We start from the raw sequence: 19,974 nt of genomic DNA on the forward strand, positions 1-19,974 counted from the left end.
ATTATAGATTTTCGCTTACTGTATTTGGATTCTTTTCAACAAATCTATTTAGGGAGAGGTTATGGCAAATAAAGTTAAAAAACCTAAGAAGTTAGTTTCCCAATTAATTTTAGAAATGAAAAATAATAGAGGCATTACATTTAATTATATTGATGAATCTGTAGCTGCCAATTATTTATCTAATATTAATAACTATCTACGAACGGCTTCATATAGAAAAAATTATCAAAAATATCAAAAAGGAGCAAAACAAGGTAAGTACATACAACTTGATTTTTCTTATTTGGTTGAGATGAGTATACTGGACATGCATTATAGATTTTTAGTACAAAAAATGTGTTCTGATATTGAACATAGTATGTGTGTCAACTTGATTCATGACGTGGAGAAAGATGTAACAACAGATGGCTATGATTTAGTAAAACAGTTTTTAAAAAAACACCCTCGAGAAATTAAAAAAATTCAAGGAACAATCTTATCACCACATACTGGAGATCTTTTAAAGAAATATTTCACCATCAAGCAAACAACAAAAAATCGTTCAGTCTGTTATGAGATTACAAACTATGAGGATTGCCCAGTATGGGTTTTGATGGAATTATTGAGTTTTGGATCTATTATAAATTTTTATTTAGACTACTACACCAGTAAAAAATACCCTCATATTCAAAGTCAGATTTTAAATCTAGTACGAAGCTTAAGAAATGCCGCTGCTCACAACAATTGTATCTTATATGACTTGAATCCTGGAACAACTGTACCCCCTCAAGAGATTATAAAATTTGTTAAAGGAATTCCTGGTATAACAACGTCTAGCAGAAGGAAAAGGTTGTCATCTCGCGCTATTCTGGAATTTGTTGCATTGATTTATGTTTATGACCAGATTGTCTCAGGAAAGGTCAAAAAGCATCGATTCAAAGAACTGGACGATTTATTCAATAAAAGGATGAAAGAAAAAGATGGTTTTTTCAAAAATAATCAATTGATTAATAGTACTTACACATTCATTCAAAAGATTGTAAATGATACTATAAAGTAAATAAAAATTTGACAAAATACCAGAGTGATGGTAGAATTACTTTATTAACTAAAAATTGTAATCAATTTTTGACGGGGCAACGTTACGACGGTGTCCTATTTTTTGTATATAAGAATAGCATACAAATTAAGTTAGCCCACTCTACTTGTTCAAACTGATTGAACAAATATTTATCTAGTGAAAGTCCTACAGTAAGGAGTTTAAATATGAAATTCCATGAATTTGGTGATAAGAATTTGCCTTCTATCTTGCTGATACATGGCGGTGGCAGTTCTTGGTGGAATTATCTTCGTCAAGTACGGATCTTGTCAGGGAAGTATCGTGTTATTTTACCTACTTTGAATGGCCACGGCGAAGAATATCAACTTGATTATGTTTCTACTGAAGATTCTGCTTTGGAGATTCTAGACTATATCAAAGCAAACTGTGGTGGGAAATTGTTTGCGATTGGTGGCGTTTCACTTGGTGGTCAAATTGCCATGGAGCTTTTGTCATTAGACAGCGAGATAGCTGAGAAGGCCATCATAGACGGAAGCCTCTGTATTTCTCAACCAGGGTTAGCTAAAATCAGTATCTTTCTAGTGTCTCTATTTGGTAAATTGATGTTCAGTAAATTCTCTTGCAAACTTCAATTAAGCATGATGAACAAATTCTATCCTAAACTGGCTTATCCAGATGAAATAAAAGCTTATTATTTAGAAGATCTGCCAAGAACTCCTATCGAAACATTGGTGACCATTTACAAAACCTATATGGGGCATTACAAGCTGAAGGACACGATTTCTGCTAGTAAGGCTCAGGTTCTGTATATCTACGGTGAAAAAGAATTGAACTGTGTGAAAGCATCGGCGAAATTATTTCAGCAGCTCCATCCCAACACGATCCTGTATGAAGCAAAGGGCTATAACCATGGCTATTTATCAGCTTACCTGCCTCAAGAATGGGTTGATTTGGTGGAGACATTTTTTAAGAACGATTCATTGGAAATGTGTATTGAATCTGATATGTAATAAGGAGGAATCTTATGCTAGGAGCAGTAGTTGGAGATATTGTAGGTTCTGTTTATGAATGGAACAACATTAAAACGAAAGACTTTCCATTATTTCGTGAGGATTGCTTTTTCACGGACGATACGGTAAGTCCGAACCGCTGAATGTGTAAGCTTGTTAGCGAAACGTAACTAATCCTCAGAATAAAGAATCTAAAACTCCATTATTTAGAAATGAAAACCTAAACTGTTTTTAAGGAGGTGTTATATTGATAGAAAGCAGACCTGAGTTTGAAAAAATCACATCCTTTGATGAGTTTAATAAATACTATTGGTATCGGGATGAACTTTCACAGATATGCAAGTCATTAGGGCTTGAATATAGAGGGACCAAACAAGAACTCAATCATATTATTGAGCAGTACTTTAAGGGTAATTTGATTAAAAAGTCATCAATAAAAAGGAAAAAGAAACAAGTAGAAGTCGTTACCTTAAATACGCCCTTACTTGAATGTGGATTCTCCTTTAATGCACACTTTAGAGAATATTTCTCAACTTTAACAGATGTTTCGCCCTTTAAGTTTACTGCCGATATGGCTACTGCTTGGAGAAAAGTAAAAAGCGACAATGATTTGAGTTTCACAATCCAAGATATGCTAAAAGTTTATTATGGAAATTCAGATTATGCCAAGTATGATCATTCGGTTTGTCAATGGAACCAATTTTTAAAGGACTTCTGTGCAGACGAAAATAGTGGCAACTACTCTAATAAACTAAAAGTAGCTTCTATTCTTTGGAAAGAAGTTAGAAATTCAAGTAATGAAAAAATTTATTCAAAGAATCTTTTGACCGAATATGCTGGTAAAATAAAAGAGTATGGCAAGTAGAAATGTCAGTCTCAACCAAAAGTTTGTATGGAGGAATAGCATGCTAGGAGCAATAGTTGGAGATATTGTAGGTTCTGTTTATGAATGGAACAACTTTAAAACGAAAGACTTTCCATTATTTCGTGAGGATTGCTTTTTCACAGATGATACGGTTATGACCTGCGCTGTTGCTGAAGCCATTATGAATGGTGGTCAGAAGGATGACTTTATTGATGCCATGAAGAAGTATGGTAGGATGTATCCTGATGCTGGTTATGGTGCTAGGTTTGATGTATGGATTCATAGCAATGACCGCGCCCCTTATAATAGCTTTGGCAATGGCTCTGCCATGCGTGTTTCTCCCTGTGCTTGGGTCATGGCTTGTTGCTTTTGTGCACGAACAGGTACCTGGCCAACTAGCAGAGCTCTTGCTCGACTTTCCGCAGAGGTGACTCATAATCATCCAGAGGGGGTCAAAGGAGCTATGGCGACGTCTGATGCTATCTTTATGTGTCGGTATTACTTTGGGGGCTACTGTAGTGACTACGGGCAACCAATCAATGATAACCCTATAGAGTGTAAGAAACGTATCAAGGAAAAAATAGAGAAGGAGTATGGCTATAATCTTTCTCAATCTCTGAATGAAATTCGTCCTAGCTATCATTTCAATGAAACTTGTCAGGATACAGTACCTCAGGCTATCATTGCATTTCTTGAAAGTACAGATTTTGAAGATGCAATTCGAAATGCCATTTCTCTTGGTGGGGATAGTGATACTCTTGCTGCCATCACAGGTAGTATAGCAGAGGCAGCTTATGGAATTCCTGATTGGATTAAGGATAAGACCTATACCTATCTTGATGAGCCCTTAAAGGATATCCTCAGACGCTGGGAAACTGAAATTCACATAAGTTAACTGTGTTTTATAATTCGTGGAACTATTTATTGTCTTACAATGAAAATGAATTGCGAGGAAAGAGTAAAAAACTGGAGAGGAAGTTTGATGCTAAAATCAAAAAAGTGGTTGTATATCGCTATCTTGTTGCCTTTTGTGCTTGTGAGTTTACCTTTTTTTATCAATGGGAATATACGCAATGGCAATCTAATATATAGTGATAGTACTAAGTTTATCCTTGATCATGAAGAGTCTATTAAGAGTGAGATTGTTACCCATTTGAAAGATGAGGGGCAGTCCGTAGACTCTGTAAAGCTTTTGCCTAATACAGCTCGGGGACACTATGATGATAGTGGTGATATGGGTGGTCATTATCATATTTACTTTTCAGCCTATGTCAATGATAATCCCAAGCAGTCCTTAAATGTCGAACTGTATTTTCCAGATGCAAGTATTCATGCTTTTACCGTTGTCCACCCCAATCCCTATAAGGATAAAAAGAAGATGAAGAGATGGTTTATAGGTGATATTAAAATATCAGATGATCCTTCCTGGGATGGACTGCGAGAGAGAGAAAGATAAAATAATATCACGGGGAGTCAGTATTATTTTGGGAATAATTAATGATTAAAGCCAAGTAGGAATAGCAGAAAAGCCAGTTAGTATTTTTAGGAGAAAGTTATTATGAAAAAAACAGTCGGGAAAACCTATCAATTTCTGTTTACTGCATCTGTTCTTGGGTTTGTTTCCTTGTGTATTAGCTTTAATTTCAGGTGTTTTGTACCTAACAGATTATGTGAGTTTATCACAGAAAGACGTATAGAAGTTAAGATATTGTAGAACTAGTCTTTTTAATGGGTTGTTTAATTGCCTCTCCAAGTTTATAGATGGAGTTTCAATACCACAAATGATAAAATTAGTTACTAGACATTTTGAGATATCTTTAAGGAGAATTATAAATGAAAAAAATTATGGTAATCATCAATCCTACATCTGGTAGCGAAAAAGCTCTGGATTATAAGGTGAAACTGGAGAATAAAGCTAGAGACTACTTTGAAGATGTGGAGATTAAAATTACAAAGAAAGCGCAAGACGCCACAAACTTTGCAGAAGAAGCGTCTCGGGAGCACTATGATGCAGTTCTTGTTTTTGGTGGAGATGGGACTGTCAATGAAGTAATCTCTGGTATCGCCGAGAAAGACTATATTCCTAAACTGGCGATTATCCCAGGAGGAACTGGAAATCTCATTACGAAACTGTTAGAAATTAATCAAGATATTGATGGTGCCATTGACGAACTAGATTTTAATTCTACGAATAAGATTGATATCGGAAAATCAAATGGAAATTATTTTGGTTATATCTTTAGTATTGGCTCACTACCAGAGGCCATCCACAACGTTGGGATAGAGGATAAAACAAAATTTGGCATGCTCGCCTATGCGATTAATACTATGAAGTCTGTCGTAACAGATCAAGCATTTAATATTACTGTTGAGACTGAAAAAGGAAATTACATCGGCCCTGCCAGCCATGTTTTAGTTCTTCTTACCAATTATTTCGCTGACAAGAAGATTTTTGAAGAAGACAAGGATGGTTATGCCAATATTTTGATTTTAAAAGATGCCTCAATCCTTACTAAATTGTCAGTTATCCCTGATTTATTAAAAGGGGATGTCGTCGTAAATGATAATATCGAGTATATAAAAGCTCGTCATATAAAAATTTCTTCTGATTCTGAATTAGAAACGGATGTTGATGGTGACAAATCTGATGACCTACCAGTAGAAATCAAAGTGCTAGGTCAGCATATCGAAGTCTATTCTCAACCGAAACAATAATAAAATATGTTTTAAATCAATTTTTGAAGATTCGAAAACTATATAGGTGAAGCTCTTGCAAAACCATTTATTATGGACAATGACAAGTAGGTTCAATTTTATAGGAAGTCGTTAAAATGGAAGCAGTTCTAGCATAAATAATGTTTGTCTGAGTCGGAGTATGGGCTGTTTGGGTTATCTAAGCTAACCAAATTAAAGCAAGGAGAAATGAGAGATTTATTGGTTATATCAATAAATATGATAGCGATGGTGAACCCTACTTGAGAAATTACATAAGATGAGGACCAGTGTGATTAGAGCTGAAGGTTTTTGTTAGGTCGGATTTTCAAATAATATATTTGTTCTTTTATCATGCTTGGTCTATAATGAAATAAATGATAAAAATAGGAGACAAATATGAAATTACAAGATTTTACAGAAAAAGAACAAGAAATGATTAAAAATGGACTTACAACGTCCAAGATTAGTGACAAGGAAACAGCAGATAAGATTATCGCCTTGGTTCCCCAAGATTACATTAAACGGATCCCATTTTTCGTAAGAAAACATGCGATAACACGGACCATTAAAAGAATTTCACTTGAATATCCTGAATTATACGCTGTTGCTGCGCAAAAAGGAGACCTTCCGGAAAAAGAAAGAGAAGAATTACGTCAAATTATTACGGGTATTTTCCAAGAGAAAATGAAGAAGCATAACATCAAGTAGATGCTTAAATCTGTCGTAATAGCAACTTTATATGATGCTTGGTGAGTTGAAAGGAATAGAATGGATTATCAAAAAATACGAAACAAATATATTCTACCTGCTAGAGTGGTGTCTATTTTGGTAGCTTTTCTCATCATTTTTTTCCATTGGATGATAAAAGATTTAACTTTACAAACCTTGTCTATACTTCTATTGATTGTTTGCTTGTCTATCTTTGTATGGTTTAATAACACAAAATATCTGAAGAGAGTTGAAACATTAATCTATGTGGATATGGATTTAGCCTCTTTGAAACAATATATTCAAATTAACGAGAACGCAAAATCTTCAAAGCTACAAATTGACGCGAAAACCATACAGGTAATGTACTTTTACATGATTGGAGATTTTGATAGAGCCATACAAAATTCTCAAGAAATTTTGAATGATAACAAAGTAAAACAACAGTACAAAAATATTTTGCAGAACTATATGATTCGCTCGACGATTCTTTCTCGTCAAAATATGGATAGGGAAGAATTGGACTCTTTGCTAAGAGGTTTGACTATCTCCGATGCTGCGTTTGCAGAAAAAACTAAAAATTTGAGTAGGGCTATCTACGATTTAACAATCGCGCATCAAAGCAATGATTACTTTGAAAATGATAGCCATGATTATAAATACCAGAAACTAGAAATAAACTACTTCCAGGCAATGAATGCCTCTATCAAAGGAGACATTACAAGGGCTACTGACTTGCTCAATCGACTATCAAAAGAAGATGATACGCTCTATATTGTACGAATGGCTAAAAGCTTACTCGCTTCAATGTAGTTGTTGAAGAAGTGAGGCGCTTGTTATAAAAAGGGATGTTACTATTTAGTGTAAATGAAAAAGCATAACATCAAGTAGATACTAAAATGAGTAAATAGCTACTTTATATTATGCTGACTGATCGGAGATTAAAATCATTCCCACATACTATGCTGGACTCTGACACCATAGCTATCTACGGAACCATCTCTATTAAACTTAGCTTCGATCCTGTATCTTTTCCAGAGGTCGTAATCTTCTGTTTGCATGGTTAGAATGAAGTTATCATCGGTATCGGAGATATTATAATCAGCAGGATTGACTTCAAAGATATCGATTAATTTTCGTGTTTGAAAATCCTGGAGTTTGAGGTTTACTAGATTGACATGATTGATAGAAATTTCCTGCAGTTGATGGGTATCTTTGGGTGTTCTATAGTAGGTAATGACGCAGTTTTTTAGTTGTTCAGTATCCTTTCCAGTGGGAGTAAGGCTCATAAAACCATAAGCCTGATTGTCACGCTTGATTTCAAGAAGCTGACCGTAGTAGAAATGGTCGTTTTTTTGGTTGGTAATGAGGCTCTCTGGACTTTTATCTTCGAAGGTAAAACCTTGGTCCAAAAGCTCGGAAGCCTTGGTCTCTCCAATAATAACATTGGTATTTTGAAGCGTTACTAGAACAGGTTGAGCTGGGAGTCCACTCATCATGATGCAAAACATAAAAATATAACTCGTGAAAAAAACAGATCCGATAATAGCATTGGTTGGTGCATAAACATGACTGTTTTGAAAATTTTTTCTTATTGCTGTTACAATTAATTTGCCAATACTTTTGAAAATCATACTAACAAGTACGATGAAAAATTGTTTTTTCAAACATTCATAGATTGCTTGAGGTTGGCTATAACCATGATAATAAAATCCAACGAATACTAGAAGATTTACAATTAGATAGATTAAAAAGAACCAATGAACCTCTTTAAGAGCATTGGAGTCAGTGATTTCTTCATAGTCAACGTGAATTCTTCCTTGAAATGCCTGCCCAAGCTTATAGATCCATTTTGGGAGATTTTTACCATGTCTGACTGCGACTACAAGTCTGAGATAGAGATAGATGGTAAAGAATAAGGATAAAAAGAAAATAGCATAAAAAGCCAAAACGATATTAGTGAACATGACTGTTTCCCCTGTTTTTCAATTGCTAGAGAACAATTTTCTTAGCTCCATTATAGCATTTTGTAGGGAAATAGAGCTAGAAATAATAGCAGTTTCCTTAAAGATAAAAAGATGAGAATCATTGTCATTTAAGCTTTACCGATTGTACTGATAGAAGGCGACCCCTTCTTACTTATTGTTTTATTGATTGGGAATTTGACAATAAAGAGAAAGATAAGATTTGAGAGAGAACATAAAGGAGTAGAGAGCCATGGGTAGAACGGTGATTATAGGTACTTTAATTGCTTTTACAATCTTTAATCTGCTGCTAGGTCTGGGCTTTTATCTTTTTCTCAAGAAGAAAAAAGAGAATGGGCAGGCATTGTACGAAACGTCTGTAAACCAACAAACTCGAACGGATAAGCTAGGGTTAGGTGAGTTTTTGATTTACCTGACATTGATTGCAATTGCAGGGATGTTTGCATTTCAGACCTTAAATAGAGGTGGTGTTGGGAATTCTATTTTAGCTAAAATGATTATTTTCCCAGCTCTAATGGCCCTTTTCAATGCTCGAAAGCGGACTGGGAAGTCTTTGCTTGCCCTCCTTATAACCTTTATGGTCTTTCTAGTAGGAGTCATGTTTAATCTCACGATTGGTTTCCCGCCTCAAGCACCGATTTTGCAGATTAATGAAAATAAAATTACTCTAGCAGAGACCAAAGCAAGTGATCTGATGGAAGCTGGATTTGATATCTATGTAAAACAGGGTGATGGTGGTAGGGACTACGAAGATCTCCTGACAGATGGAAGTTTCCAGAAGTATTCAGGAGATAAATCAATCACCATCGGAAAAGGCTTTAAGCTGGATAGCAATGCTGTGTCCTATGCTCCCTATCTTCTAGTAAAAGACGGCATTGTACTGGGGAGTATCTCCTTTTATGGAGCTGAGGACCAGGATGTGGCTTTAGAAGATTCCAAGGTTATTCAGGTTCGATTTAACAAGGAGAGCATTGAAGCAGCCAAAAAACATTCTATAACATTGAAATTGGATGAACTCAACTTGACTACTAGACTAGATGTTCCAATTGTTCAAGAAACTTTCAAAAAGCATCTATGGTCAATTCCCCCATCCAATACAAACGATGTCACTCAGCTATGGTATGGATTAAAGTGGAAAAGTAATAGCGATCATCTATTTTGGAATGAATATTATAGTCTCATCCGCTTAGATGAAAATTACCACATGATAGATTTTGAATTATCAGCTGAGATTGCAAGAAATGATTGAGAACTGGACCTTATAAAAATAAGGCAAACAAATATTGAGGATGAAACAAGGAGAAAAAATGAAGACTTATTTTATTGGTGGTTTAGGAAGCAATGAGTACCATGCTTTGGATTTTTTTAACGAGTTGAATGAGCCAGTTACGTTTTTAAATCCCTACCATTCAGAAATTACCAGCAAGGAAGATTTAATAGCTTGGTTTTCTCGTGAACTTCATAATGAAACAGAAGTTTGTCTAATTGCTCATTCCTTGGGTGCTGATATGGCTCGCTTTTTGGCAGCTCAGTGTCCACAAGTTGCTTTCTTGATTTTATTAGATGGTGGCTATTTGGACTTGGATCAATTGATGTCTCTTGAGGATGAACTAAGGTCAACGGATGATTACTTTAAAACACAGACCTTTACCGATATAGAAGCGGTCATTTCCGAGGAAAAGAAAGGTGCTCCTTATTGGTCGAAAAATTTGGAGAGGGCTGTAAGAGAGTCCTTTAAATGGAATGAAAGAGATCAAAAATTTGAACTGGCACTCGATCGAGAGAAAGTTTTTAATCTACTAAGGTTAAGACGAGAGCTTAAGGCTAGTGACATTAGATTGGTTGCTACCAAGGTATTGTTGATTGTCCCAGACTTTCCTAAGGATCAAGACTGGCGAACTCAAGCCCTCAATCAAGTACCAGCTTCATTTGAAATGAGGTTTATTGAAGATTGTGGGCATGACCTCTACACAGAACGTCCCAATGAACTTGCGCGTATGATTCACCAGTGGTTTGAAAAATCAGTAAGGTAAATGATTCAGTTTCGATTTCTTGAAGTTGCTATACAGAAATTTTCTTTTTAAATCGTAAAGAATAGACGAAACTAGCGAAGCAAAAAATAGCCGAAAAGTATTTACAAGCCTTATAAAATATGATATAGTGATAATGCTTAGAAAATGGGATTGATGTTTTCTAGCAAATATAAACCCGAGTAAAAAATACCTACGGACAGGTTGGGTTGAATGCCGAAGCGTGGCTGGGAAGCCACATTATTGATAGGGTTAAAAGCCTACTTTTATAAGTTGATGTTAGGATGAAGATCCTAATTCGTATACATTTGTTAGTGTGGTGAAAGCACACGTCATCTTGTGAAACGATCAATAAAGTACGTAATATTTGCTACTAGAGAGTTTGGAAACATCAGGAACAGAAATACTCAACAGAAACAAAGTAAAAAACGTCAGTAGATTGTAGAGCGGGTGGAAACCTGCTCTTTTTTCATGAGTTCATAAAATGAAGTAGCTCATATGTAAACGAGAAAAATTCCTAAATGAAGTAAAGGAGTTCTATTTGTATCATTTGGATCAAAGTCAAGCCCCGATTTATGAGGGTTTGGTAAAATTACGAAAGAAAAGAATCGTGCCTTTTGACGTCCCGGGCCATAAACGTGGACGTGGAAATCCAGAACTGGTCGAATTGTTAGGCGAAAAATGTGTCGGTATCGATGTGAACTCGATGAAATCTCTAGATAATCTAGGGCATCCCATTTCGATTATTAGAGAAGCAGAGGAGCTAGCAGCAGAGGCGTTTGGTGCAGCCCACGCCTTTTTAATGATTGGTGGTACAACTTCCTCTGTACAGTCGATGATACTAGCCACTTGTAAGGCTGGTGATAAGATTATTTTGCCGCGAAATGTACATAAGTCTGCTATTAATGCTTTAGTCTTATGTGGCGCCATTCCCATCTATATCGAAATGAGTGTGGATCCAAAGATTGGAATAGCCTTGGGACTTGAAAATGACAGACTGGCACAAGCCATAAAGGAGCATCCAGATGCCAAGGCTGTTTTAATCAACAATCCGACTTACTACGGGATATGTTCTGACCTTAAAGGATTGACCAAGATGGCCCATGAAGCCGGAATGAAGGTATTGGTTGATGAAGCTCATGGAGCTCATTTGCACTTTACAGATAAACTCCCCCTATCTGCCATGGATGCAGGTGCAGACATGGCAGCCGTTTCTATGCATAAGTCTGGTGGGAGTTTGACTCAGAGTTCCATTCTGCTCATAGGAGAGCAGATGAGCCCAGAGTATGTTCGGCAGATTATCAATCTTACGCAATCTACGTCAGCTTCCTACTTATTGATGGCCAGTCTAGATATTTCACGACGTAATCTGGCCCTTCGAGGAAAAGAATCATTTGAGAAGGTGATTGAGTTATCTGAGTACGCTCGACGCGAAATCAATGCCATCGGTGGCTACTATGCCTACTCAAAAGAGTTGATTGATGGAATCAGTGTTTGTGATTTTGATGTTACCAAGCTATCTATCTATACTCAAGGGATTGGTCTGACAGGTATTGAAGTTTATGATCTCTTACGTGATGAGTATGACATCCAGATTGAGTTTGGCGATATTGGCAATATCTTAGCCTATATTTCTATCGGAGATCGAATCCAAGACATTGAGCGTTTAGTCGGCGCTCTGGCTGATATTAAGAGACTCTACTCACGTGATGGAAACGATTTGATAGCGGGTGAATATATCCAACCTGAACTCGTTTTATCTCCCCAGGAAGCCTTCTATGCTGAGCGCATTAGCCTTCCAATTGCTGAAACTGTTGGTAGAGTCTGTGGAGAGTTCGTGATGTGTTATCCTCCAGGTATTCCAATCCTAGCACCAGGTGAACGAATCACTCAGGAAATGATTGATTATATACGTTTTGCCAAAGATAGGGGTTGTTCCTTGCAAGGAACGGAAGATCCAGAGGTCAATCACATCAATGTCATTGAGAGAAAGGAGAACTAGATGGACTTATGGTTTTCAGAAGTTCACACACCAGATGTTAAATTGTCGCTACGCACAGTTAAGCAACTCTATGCTGGAAGAAGTGAATGGCAAGATATTGAGGTTTTAGATACGCCAGCTTTTGGGAAGATATTGATCTTAAACGGGCATGTTTTGTTCTCGGATGCAGATGATTTTGTATACAATGAAATGACGGTTCACGTTCCTATGGCTGTCCATCCCAATCCCAAGAAAGTCTTGGTCATTGGGGGTGGTGACGGAGGTGTTGCCCAGGTTTTGACACTCTATCCTGAATTGGAACAAATCGATATTGTAGAACCAGATGAGATGCTGGTTGAGGTTTGTCGAGAGTATTTTCCTGACTTTGCATCTGGATTGGATGACACCCGTGTTCATATTTATTATCAAAATGGGTTACGTTTTTTGAGAAATTGTGAGGACACTTACGATATTATCATCAATGACGCGACTGATCCCTTTGGTCATACAGAAGGTCTCTTTACCAAAGAGTTTTACGGTAGTAGTTATCGGGCTCTCAAGGAAGATGGCATTATGATTTACCAACACGGAAGTCCCTTTTTTGATGAGGACGAATCCGCTTGTCGGAGTATGCACCGCAAGGTCAATCAAGCCTTTCCAATCAGTCGGGTATATCAAGCCCATATTCCAACTAGCCCTGCTGGTTATTGGTTGTTTGGATTTGCATCAAAAAAATATCATCCTATTGAAGATTTTGATAAAGAAGGCTGGAAAAAACGCCAGTTATTTACGGAATACTACACTGCAAACTTGCATATTGGTGCCTTTATGTTGCCTAAGTATGTAGAAGACATTTTAGAAGAAGAGGAAGGAAAAAAATGAGTCGTTTATTAGTTATTGGATGTGGGGGCGTTGCCCAAGTTGCTATTTCAAAGATTTGCCAAGATAGCGAAACGTTTAAAGAAATTATGATTGCTAGCCGTACTAAGTCAAAATGTGATGACTTGAAGGCTAAATTAGAAGGCAAAACAAATACTAAGATTGAGACAGCTGCTCTTGATGCTGACAAGGTAGAAGAAGTGATTGCCTTGATCGAAAGCTACAAACCAGAAGCTGTTTTGAACGTAGCTTTGCCTTATCAAGACTTGACTATTATGGATGCTTGTTTGGCAACAGGTGTCCACTATATCGATACTGCCAACTATGAGGCCGAGGATACAGAAGACCCTGAATGGCGTGCGATTTATGAGAAACGTTGCAAGGAACTTGGTTTTACAGCCTACTTTGACTACTCATGGCAATGGGCTTATCAAGAAAAATTCAAGGAAGCAGGCTTAACAGCTCTTCTTGGTTCTGGTTTTGACCCAGGTGTAACCAGTGTCTTTTCAGCTTATGCACTCAAACATTACTTTGACGAAATTCACTATATCGACATTTTGGACTGTAATGGTGGTGACCACGGTTATCCATTTGCGACAAATTTTAACCCAGAAATCAATCTACGTGAGGTTTCTGCACCAGGTTCTTACTGGGAAGATGGAAAATGGGTAGAAGTCGAAGCTATGTCTATCAAACGTGAGTATGATTTCCCTCAAGTTGGTCAAAAAGACATGTATCTCCTCCACCATGAAGAAATCGAATCATTAGCAAAGAATATTCCAGGAGTTAAACGCATTCGCTTCTTTATGACTTTTGGCCAATCATATCTAACGCACATGAAATGCTTGGAAAACGTTGGTCTCCTTCGTACAGATGCGATTAACTTTAACGGCCAAGAAATCGTACCAATCCAATTCTTGAAAGCCTTGCTTCCAGATCCTGCAAGCCTTGGCCCACGTACTGTTGGTAAAACTAATATTGGATGTATCTTTACCGGTGTCAAAGATGGCGTTGAAAAGACCATCTACATCTACAATGTTTGCGACCATCAAGAATGTTACGCAGAAGTTGGTTCACAAGCCATTTCTTATACAACGGGTGTTCCAGCTATGATTGGTACAAAATTAGTGATGGATGGCACTTGGAAACAACCAGGAGTTTATAACCTTGAAGAATTGGATCCAGACCCATTCATGGAAGCTTTGAATAAATTCGGTTTGCCATGGGTTGTGGTTGAAAATCCACAAATGGTGGACTAATGAAGTTAGAACAAGTACCAACACCAGCCTATGTCATTGATTTAGCAAAACTAGAAGAAAATTGTAGTATTCTGCATCAGGTTCAGGAAAAGGCTGGCTGTAAGGTTTTGCTAGCTCAAAAGGCTTATTCTCTCTATAAAACCTATCCCTTGATTAGCCAGTATCTCTCTGGTACAACGGCTAGTGGACTCTATGAAGCGAAGTTAGCTAGAGAAGAGTTTCCGGGGGAAGTCCATGTATTTGCACCTGCTTTCAAGGAGGCTGACATGGAAGAGCTGCTTCAAATATCGGATCATATTGTCTTCAACTCAGAGAGACAACTACGAAAATATGGTCAACGTTGTCGTGAGGCTGGTATCAGTGTAGGCCTACGCCTCAATCCTCAGTGTTCAACACAAGGAGATCACGCGCTTTATGATCCTTGTGCTCCTGGCTCTCGTTTTGGAGTGACTTTGGATAAGATACCAAGTGATTTATTGGAATTGGTTGATGGACTTCATTTTCATACCCTCTGTGAGCAAGGGGCAGATGATTTACAAACAACTTTGAAAGCAGTAGAAGACCAGTTTGGTGCCTATTTGCATCAAGTTAAATGGCTCAATATGGGTGGCGGACATCATATTACAAGAGATGACTACGATGTGGACTTGCTGATTTCTGAAATTAAACGGATTCGAGAAACCTATGACCTTGATGTCTATATCGAACCAGGTGAAGCTATTGCGCTTAATGCTGGATATTTAGCTACTGAAGTCTTAGACATCGTTGAAAATGGGATTGAGACCTTAGTGCTAGATGCCTCAGCAAGTTGTCATATGCCAGATGTCCTTGAGATGCCTTATCGCCCACCATTGAGAAATGGTTTTGAAGCCCAAGAAAAGGCCTATACCTATAGACTTTCTTCCAATACCTGTCTAACAGGTGATATCATTGGTGACTATAGTTTTGAAAATCCAGTTAATATTGGGGATAGACTTTACTTTGAGGATATGGCAATCTACTCCTTTGTTAAGAATAATACCTTTAACGGGATTGGACTCCCAAGTTTGTATCTCATGGATAAAGAGGGTGAATGCAGTTTAGTCAAGGCCTTTGGCTACCAAGACTTTAAGGAGAGATTATCATGATGGACAGTCCAAAGAAATTAGGCTATCGTATGCCTGCAGAGTATGAACCTCACCATGGGACCCTCATGATATGGCCTACTCGACCGGGTTCGTGGCCTTTTCAAGGGTTGGCTGCTAAAACAGCTTTTAGCCAAATCATTAAAACCATTGCTCAAGGAGAAACAGTTTATCTTTTGGTGGAGGAGGACTATCTATCTGAAGCACAATCCTATCTTGGAGACCAGGTTGTTTATCTAGATATCTCAACAAATGATGCCTGGGCACGTGATACTGGTCCAACTATTCTCCTTAATGATAAAAAGGAAAAGTTGGCAGTCGATTGGTCTTTCAATGCCTGGGGTGGTGCTGTTGACGGTCTCTACCAAGATTATGAAGCAGATGACCAAGTCGCGTCTTCCTTTGCTAAAGAATTAAATATACCTGTTTATAGCGCCAAACCTTTTGTACTAGAAGGTGGGGCTATTCACAGTGACGGTCAAGGAACTATTCTTGTGACCGAAAGTTGCCTTCTAAGCCTTGGTCGTAATCCTCACATGACTAAAGAGGAGATTGAAGAGACCTTACTAGAGAGCCTTGGTGCCGAAAAAGTCATTTGGTTACCTTACGGTATTTATCAAGACGAAACCAATGAACATGTCGATAATGTTGCAGCCTTTGTTGGTCCAGCGGAGATTGTTTTAGCTTGGACGGACGACCAAGATGATCCCCAGTATGCCATGTCTGCAGCGGATCTAGCTTTTTTAGAGACGGAAACCGATGCAAAAGGCCGGAGCTTCACCATTCATAAACTTCCAATTCCAGCTCTTCATCAAGTAGTGACGGAAGAAGATTTGCCGGGCTATACTTATGAAGAAGGCGAAGAGGAGCGTTATGCAGGTGAAAGACTAGCAGCTTCCTATGTGAATTTTTACATTGCTAATAAGTCTGTCTTGGTGCCGCAATTTCAAGATGTAAACGACCAAGTGGCCCTAGATATACTCAGCCAGTGTTTTCCAGACCGTGAAGTCGTAGGAATCCTGGCTAGAGATATTCTTTTAGGTGGTGGGAATATCCACTGTATTACCCAACAAATTCCAGAATAGGAGAAAAAGATGAGAAATGTAACGGTTGCAGCCATTCAGATGCAATGCGCTAAGGATGTGGAAACCAATATCCAAACAGCTGAACGGTTAGTTCGTCAAGCTGCTAAGCAAGGAGCCAAAATTATTCTCTTGCCTGAATTATTTGAACGTCCCTATTTCTGTCAGGAACGTCAATATGACTACTATCAGTATGCCCAGTCGGTGACAGAAAATACGGCTATTCAGCATTTTAAAGTGATTGCCAAGGAACTAAAGGTCGTTTTACCAATCAGTTTCTATGAAAAAGATGGTAATGTTTTGTATAACTCTATCGCTGTCATTGATGCAGATGGAGAAGTACTAGGAGTTTATCGTAAAACTCATATCCCAGATGACCATTATTATCAGGAGAAATTCTTTTTCACACCTGGAAATACTGGTTTCAAGGTCTGGGATACTCTCTATGCCAAGATTGGTATTGGGATTTGTTGGGATCAGTGGTTCCCAGAAACAGCCCGTTGCCTTGCCTTAAATGGTGCAGAATTGCTCTTTTATCCAACAGCTATTGGTTCTGAGCCAATTTTAGATACAGATAGTTGTGGTCATTGGCAACGTACCATGCAGGGACATGCAGCAGCAAATATTGTGCCAGTTATCGCAGCCAATCGTTATGGTTTAGAAGAAGTCACTCCTTGTGAAGAAAATGGGGGACAAAGTTCCAGTCTTAATTTCTACGGTTCATCCTTTATGACCGATGAAACAGGAGCTATTTTAAGTCAAGCCGAACGACAAGGAGACGCTGTTTTATTGACTACCTATGATCTTGAAACAGGAGCATCTGAACGCCTAAACTGGGGCTTGTTTAGAGACAGAAGACCGGATATGTATAAGGAGATTGTGAAATAATCGTTTGTATTCTTCGTTTAGGCTATTAATGTTTTAGAATAGATAGGAGTTCTTTCAATGAATCAAGCTTGGGAATTATTATTTGAGGGAAAGATTGATGAAGCAAAGCAATTGGTTCAAGCGGATTTTTGCCTAGCAAATTGTAAAGATTATAGTCTTTTAAACTTGATGGGCTATATCTATTTGTACGAAAAAAAGTACGAGGACTGTTTAGAGGTTTACCAACGTTATCTCCACTTGGCTATTACAGAAAAGGATCGTGAGAATGAACACATCGCCTATCATCAATTGGCTATGGTCTATCGTGAAATGAATGATTTTCAAACAGCTCTTAGCTATATCGAAAAAGAGCGAGAAGTTATTGAACAAGATTTTTCAGAGGATGATCTCAAATCTTCTGTTAATGACTATGAGCAAGGTTATTTACGATTAAAGTTAGGTAAAATTTTTGAAGCAAATACATATATGCAGCAGTCGCTAGATTCAGCCTTAAAGACAGATGACCTTATCGCTCAGGCCTGCGCTTATAGAGGGTTAGGAGAGATTTATCAAAACCTTGATTCGAGTAAATCCCATGATTGTTTTAGTCATGCTATTCAACTCTTTGATAAGGCTGGGGATGAGATTGGAGCGGAAGAAGTCAGAGATTTAATATTTAATAAAAAGTAGCCCATTTAGGCTACTTTTTTAAAATTCTTTATAAACATATGGATTCTCTGGTTTGTCGACTTTTACAAAGGATTGAAGCTCGAGTGTTGGGAGGACTTGGTTGAGTTCCTTGTGATAGTGATTCCTAATCTTGCCTTTGACTCTGACCCAAGTGTTATTTTCGTACTGATTGGTGTTTCCTGTGGTCAAGAGTCCAAAAACTCCTGAATCAGCGATACAGTGCATGATACCAAAGCGAAATACAAATTGACTATTTGCGTGATTAGGATCATTATAGACAAAGCCAATAAACTCGATTTCCTTGCCTTCAAATTCATTTGGATAATCATAAATAGCTTCCATGACCTCCAGGTAATTTTCATCATTGATAACTATACTAGATTGAGCTAAGTATTTATCAGCACTCTTTCGAATAATATTTTCATGAGCTGTTTGTGAATAAAACCTGCTAGTATCTGGTTTAAGATACTGACTGCTCGTTCCTTCACTTGCTTGGATTGCCTTGTCAGTTCCTTCCGACAAAGGGAAATAATATCCTTTTGCGGATACAGTTTGTGAGTCCAGTGCAACAGTTGGAAATGTAAATCCAACTAACAAGGGTAAACTTAAGAGGACAAAACTAGCAAGCTTGGCTGAAATAGTATGTAAGTGACTATGTTCTTTCAAACGCTTGAAGCAAATATAGGCTTGAACTAAGGCTAATAAGAAAGACAGAACCATAGTAATATAAGCCAGATAAGAATAGTGGAGGTTTAGATACTGATTGAGCTTACCTGATAGGTGCAGATAAAGGGTTAAGATAAAATAGCCAAATAAGATAAAAAATCGAATCATAGCATCACCCCGACTAGATAAGAATAGACAAGCACAACAAGAGTTACAATTGTCATGAATTGCCAAATAAATCGCGTTTTAAGATAATTCTTCATCATGAGGAGGTTCTTGACATCAAGCATTGGTCCAATAACCAGAAAGGCAAGAACTGGCGCAAATCCGAAACTAGAGAGCAACGAAGAGCCAATAAAGGCATCCGCTTCACTACAGAGTGATAGTAGGAAGGATAAGAGCATCAATAGAATAATAGCAAGCAGTGGGGTAGCGCTGATAGTTGTCAAGATTCGAGTTGGTACATAGACTTGTACTAGGCTTGCAAAAAGACAGCCAAAGACCAAGTAACGCCCCATATCGAAGAACTCATCAATAGCTTGGATAAAGACTTGAAGAAGTTTCTGACCTTTCGTTAAATGAGAAAAATCATGTTCATGACAAGCCAATCTATTTTCCTTTTGAATAGGTTCCTCCCAGAAAAATCCAAGAAAGATACCCAATATGGTAGCTACAAGAATTGAACCCAAAGCGCGGAGCAACACCATTTTAAGTGAATGACTAAAAGCTGAATAAGTGGCAAATAGGACGATTGGGTTAATGATGGGAGCTGTTACCAGAAAGGGAACAGCCGTATAGCTTGGTACTTTCTTCTCCAAGAAGCGATTGATGATAGGAACAATGCCACACTCACAAGAAGGAAAGAGAAACCCTATGAAGCTACCAAAAAAGATTCTCCCCAAACGATTTTTAGGGAGAAATCTATATACTTTTTCAGGAGTCACATAGACTTCAATGGCACCAGAGATGACGCTACCGATTAGAACGAAGGGTAGAGCTTCAATAATGATTGATAGAAAGATAGCACCAGCTTGTAAAACACTTGAAGGCAGGTTTTGAAAGAGTGTCATCTAT

21 protein-coding genes are annotated in these 19,974 nt (G+C 37.8%); 18 read left to right on the forward strand and 3 right to left on the reverse strand.

Going from position 1 to position 19,974, the window contains the following annotated elements; translation table 11 throughout:
* The first annotated feature begins 61 nt into the window (after positions 1-61).
* The 9 genes from HMPREF9180_RS05560 to HMPREF9180_RS05595 all read left to right on the forward strand — a co-directional run bounded on the left by HMPREF9180_RS05560 (position 62) and on the right by HMPREF9180_RS05595 (position 7,150).
* Positions 62-1,039 (forward strand): Abi family protein, encoded by a 978-nt coding sequence (locus tag HMPREF9180_RS05560; protein ID WP_006145509.1) that lies wholly within the window; start codon positions 62-64, stop codon positions 1,037-1,039.
* Positions 1,040-1,245: 206 nt separating this feature from the next.
* The gene (locus HMPREF9180_RS05565) at positions 1,246-2,049 is read left to right on the forward strand and encodes an alpha/beta fold hydrolase (protein WP_006145510.1); all 804 of its coding nucleotides are present in this window, start codon (positions 1,246-1,248) and stop codon (positions 2,047-2,049) included.
* A gap of 14 nt (positions 2,050-2,063) precedes the next feature.
* Positions 2,064-2,192, forward strand: coding sequence for a hypothetical protein (locus HMPREF9180_RS10150; protein ID WP_006145511.1), 129 nt, complete (start codon positions 2,064-2,066; stop codon positions 2,190-2,192).
* 104 nt (positions 2,193-2,296) lie between these two features.
* Positions 2,297-2,914 carry an SAP domain-containing protein gene (locus tag HMPREF9180_RS05570; protein ID WP_006145512.1) on the forward strand — a complete coding sequence of 206 codons (618 nt, stop codon included), beginning with the start codon at positions 2,297-2,299 and terminating at the stop codon, positions 2,912-2,914.
* A gap of 40 nt (positions 2,915-2,954) precedes the next feature.
* Positions 2,955-3,809, forward strand: a complete 855-nt coding sequence (locus HMPREF9180_RS05575) for an ADP-ribosylglycohydrolase family protein (RefSeq protein WP_025168670.1) — start codon at positions 2,955-2,957, stop codon at positions 3,807-3,809.
* An 87-nt stretch (positions 3,810-3,896) separates the two neighbouring features.
* Positions 3,897-4,370 (forward strand): hypothetical protein, encoded by a 474-nt coding sequence (locus HMPREF9180_RS05580; protein WP_025168671.1) that lies wholly within the window; start codon positions 3,897-3,899, stop codon positions 4,368-4,370.
* A gap of 377 nt (positions 4,371-4,747) precedes the next feature.
* The gene (locus HMPREF9180_RS05585) at positions 4,748-5,629 is read left to right on the forward strand and encodes a diacylglycerol/lipid kinase family protein (RefSeq protein ID WP_006145515.1); all 882 of its coding nucleotides are present in this window, start codon (positions 4,748-4,750) and stop codon (positions 5,627-5,629) included.
* Between the two features lie 396 nt (positions 5,630-6,025).
* On the forward strand, positions 6,026-6,337 hold the full coding sequence (locus tag HMPREF9180_RS05590; protein ID WP_006145516.1) for a hypothetical protein: 312 nt from the start codon (positions 6,026-6,028) through the stop codon (positions 6,335-6,337).
* A 60-nt stretch (positions 6,338-6,397) separates the two neighbouring features.
* Positions 6,398-7,150 (forward strand): hypothetical protein, encoded by a 753-nt coding sequence (locus HMPREF9180_RS05595; protein ID WP_006145517.1) that lies wholly within the window; start codon positions 6,398-6,400, stop codon positions 7,148-7,150.
* Positions 7,151-7,284: 134 nt separating this feature from the next.
* On the opposite strand, the gene HMPREF9180_RS05600 is transcribed toward HMPREF9180_RS05595, so the two are convergent.
* Positions 7,285-8,304, reverse strand: coding sequence for a hypothetical protein (locus HMPREF9180_RS05600; RefSeq protein WP_006145518.1), 1,020 nt, complete (start codon positions 8,302-8,304; stop codon positions 7,285-7,287).
* 250 nt (positions 8,305-8,554) lie between these two features.
* Between HMPREF9180_RS05600 and HMPREF9180_RS05605 the strand changes: the two genes are divergently transcribed.
* The 9 genes from HMPREF9180_RS05605 to HMPREF9180_RS05645 all read left to right on the forward strand — a co-directional run bounded on the left by HMPREF9180_RS05605 (position 8,555) and on the right by HMPREF9180_RS05645 (position 18,234).
* On the forward strand, positions 8,555-9,571 hold the full coding sequence (locus HMPREF9180_RS05605; protein ID WP_006145519.1) for a hypothetical protein: 1,017 nt from the start codon (positions 8,555-8,557) through the stop codon (positions 9,569-9,571).
* Between the two features lie 58 nt (positions 9,572-9,629).
* Positions 9,630-10,355: an alpha/beta hydrolase gene (locus tag HMPREF9180_RS05610; RefSeq protein WP_025168672.1), complete on the forward strand. Its 726-nt coding sequence runs from the start codon at positions 9,630-9,632 to the stop codon at positions 10,353-10,355.
* Positions 10,356-10,893: 538 nt separating this feature from the next.
* A complete protein-coding gene (locus HMPREF9180_RS05615) occupies positions 10,894-12,354 on the forward strand; it encodes an aminotransferase class I/II-fold pyridoxal phosphate-dependent enzyme (RefSeq protein WP_006145521.1) in 1,461 nt (486 codons plus the stop codon).
* A complete protein-coding gene (speE, locus tag HMPREF9180_RS05620; protein ID WP_006145522.1) occupies positions 12,355-13,215 on the forward strand; it encodes a polyamine aminopropyltransferase in 861 nt (286 codons plus the stop codon).
* Positions 13,212-14,471, forward strand: coding sequence for a saccharopine dehydrogenase family protein (locus HMPREF9180_RS05625; protein ID WP_006145523.1), 1,260 nt, complete (start codon positions 13,212-13,214; stop codon positions 14,469-14,471). Before speE ends, HMPREF9180_RS05625 begins: the two co-directional genes overlap by 4 nt.
* Positions 14,471-15,598, forward strand: a complete 1,128-nt coding sequence (gene nspC / locus HMPREF9180_RS05630; RefSeq protein WP_006145524.1) for a carboxynorspermidine decarboxylase — start codon at positions 14,471-14,473, stop codon at positions 15,596-15,598. The genes HMPREF9180_RS05625 and nspC overlap by 1 nt, the downstream gene beginning before the upstream one ends.
* Entirely contained in the window at positions 15,595-16,680 is a 1,086-nt protein-coding gene (gene aguA / locus HMPREF9180_RS05635) for an agmatine deiminase (RefSeq protein ID WP_006145525.1), read from the forward strand. Before nspC ends, aguA begins: the two co-directional genes overlap by 4 nt.
* A gap of 9 nt (positions 16,681-16,689) precedes the next feature.
* Positions 16,690-17,565: an N-carbamoylputrescine amidase gene (aguB, locus tag HMPREF9180_RS05640; RefSeq protein ID WP_006145526.1), complete on the forward strand. Its 876-nt coding sequence runs from the start codon at positions 16,690-16,692 to the stop codon at positions 17,563-17,565.
* Positions 17,566-17,622: 57 nt separating this feature from the next.
* Positions 17,623-18,234: a tetratricopeptide repeat protein gene (locus tag HMPREF9180_RS05645; protein ID WP_006145527.1), complete on the forward strand. Its 612-nt coding sequence runs from the start codon at positions 17,623-17,625 to the stop codon at positions 18,232-18,234.
* Between the two features lie 18 nt (positions 18,235-18,252).
* Here the strand turns inward: HMPREF9180_RS05645 and HMPREF9180_RS05650 are convergent, their stop codons facing one another.
* Both HMPREF9180_RS05650 and HMPREF9180_RS05655 read right to left on the reverse strand, forming a co-directional pair.
* Positions 18,253-19,068 carry a TIGR03943 family putative permease subunit gene (locus HMPREF9180_RS05650; protein WP_006145528.1) on the reverse strand — a complete coding sequence of 272 codons (816 nt, stop codon included), beginning with the start codon at positions 19,066-19,068 and terminating at the stop codon, positions 18,253-18,255.
* A complete protein-coding gene (locus HMPREF9180_RS05655; protein WP_006145529.1) occupies positions 19,065-19,970 on the reverse strand; it encodes a permease in 906 nt (301 codons plus the stop codon). Before HMPREF9180_RS05655 ends, HMPREF9180_RS05650 begins: the two co-directional genes overlap by 4 nt.
* Positions 19,971-19,974: the final 4 nt, after the last annotated feature.

Source organism: Streptococcus peroris ATCC 700780 (assembly GCF_000187585.1).
GTDB classification, from domain to species: Bacteria; Bacillota; Bacilli; order Lactobacillales; family Streptococcaceae; genus Streptococcus; species Streptococcus peroris.

Excerpts from the sequence above, each read along its gene's own strand:
- HMPREF9180_RS05560 (WP_006145509.1), top strand. The coding sequence starts at position 62 with ATGGCAAATAAAGTTAAAAAACCTAAGAAGTTAGTTTCCCAATTAATT.
- HMPREF9180_RS05565 (WP_006145510.1), top strand. The coding sequence starts at position 1,246 with ATGAAATTCCATGAATTTGGTGATAAGAATTTGCCTTCTATCTTGCTG.
- HMPREF9180_RS10150 (WP_006145511.1), top strand. The coding sequence starts at position 2,064 with ATGCTAGGAGCAGTAGTTGGAGATATTGTAGGTTCTGTTTATGAATGG.
- HMPREF9180_RS05575 (WP_025168670.1), top strand. The coding sequence starts at position 2,955 with ATGCTAGGAGCAATAGTTGGAGATATTGTAGGTTCTGTTTATGAATGG.
- HMPREF9180_RS05580 (WP_025168671.1), top strand. The coding sequence starts at position 3,897 with ATGCTAAAATCAAAAAAGTGGTTGTATATCGCTATCTTGTTGCCTTTT.
- HMPREF9180_RS05585 (WP_006145515.1), top strand. The coding sequence starts at position 4,748 with ATGAAAAAAATTATGGTAATCATCAATCCTACATCTGGTAGCGAAAAA.
- HMPREF9180_RS05590 (WP_006145516.1), top strand. The coding sequence starts at position 6,026 with ATGAAATTACAAGATTTTACAGAAAAAGAACAAGAAATGATTAAAAAT.
- HMPREF9180_RS05595 (WP_006145517.1), top strand. The coding sequence starts at position 6,398 with ATGGATTATCAAAAAATACGAAACAAATATATTCTACCTGCTAGAGTG.
- HMPREF9180_RS05600 (WP_006145518.1), bottom strand. The coding sequence starts at position 8,304 with ATGTTCACTAATATCGTTTTGGCTTTTTATGCTATTTTCTTTTTATCC.
- HMPREF9180_RS05605 (WP_006145519.1), top strand. The coding sequence starts at position 8,555 with ATGGGTAGAACGGTGATTATAGGTACTTTAATTGCTTTTACAATCTTT.
- HMPREF9180_RS05610 (WP_025168672.1), top strand. The coding sequence starts at position 9,630 with ATGAAGACTTATTTTATTGGTGGTTTAGGAAGCAATGAGTACCATGCT.
- speE (WP_006145522.1), top strand. The coding sequence starts at position 12,355 with ATGGACTTATGGTTTTCAGAAGTTCACACACCAGATGTTAAATTGTCG.
- HMPREF9180_RS05625 (WP_006145523.1), top strand. The coding sequence starts at position 13,212 with ATGAGTCGTTTATTAGTTATTGGATGTGGGGGCGTTGCCCAAGTTGCT.
- nspC (WP_006145524.1), top strand. The coding sequence starts at position 14,471 with ATGAAGTTAGAACAAGTACCAACACCAGCCTATGTCATTGATTTAGCA.
- aguA (WP_006145525.1), top strand. The coding sequence starts at position 15,595 with ATGATGGACAGTCCAAAGAAATTAGGCTATCGTATGCCTGCAGAGTAT.
- aguB (WP_006145526.1), top strand. The coding sequence starts at position 16,690 with ATGAGAAATGTAACGGTTGCAGCCATTCAGATGCAATGCGCTAAGGAT.
- HMPREF9180_RS05645 (WP_006145527.1), top strand. The coding sequence starts at position 17,623 with ATGAATCAAGCTTGGGAATTATTATTTGAGGGAAAGATTGATGAAGCA.
- HMPREF9180_RS05650 (WP_006145528.1), bottom strand. The coding sequence starts at position 19,068 with ATGATTCGATTTTTTATCTTATTTGGCTATTTTATCTTAACCCTTTAT.
- HMPREF9180_RS05655 (WP_006145529.1), bottom strand. The coding sequence starts at position 19,970 with ATGACACTCTTTCAAAACCTGCCTTCAAGTGTTTTACAAGCTGGTGCT.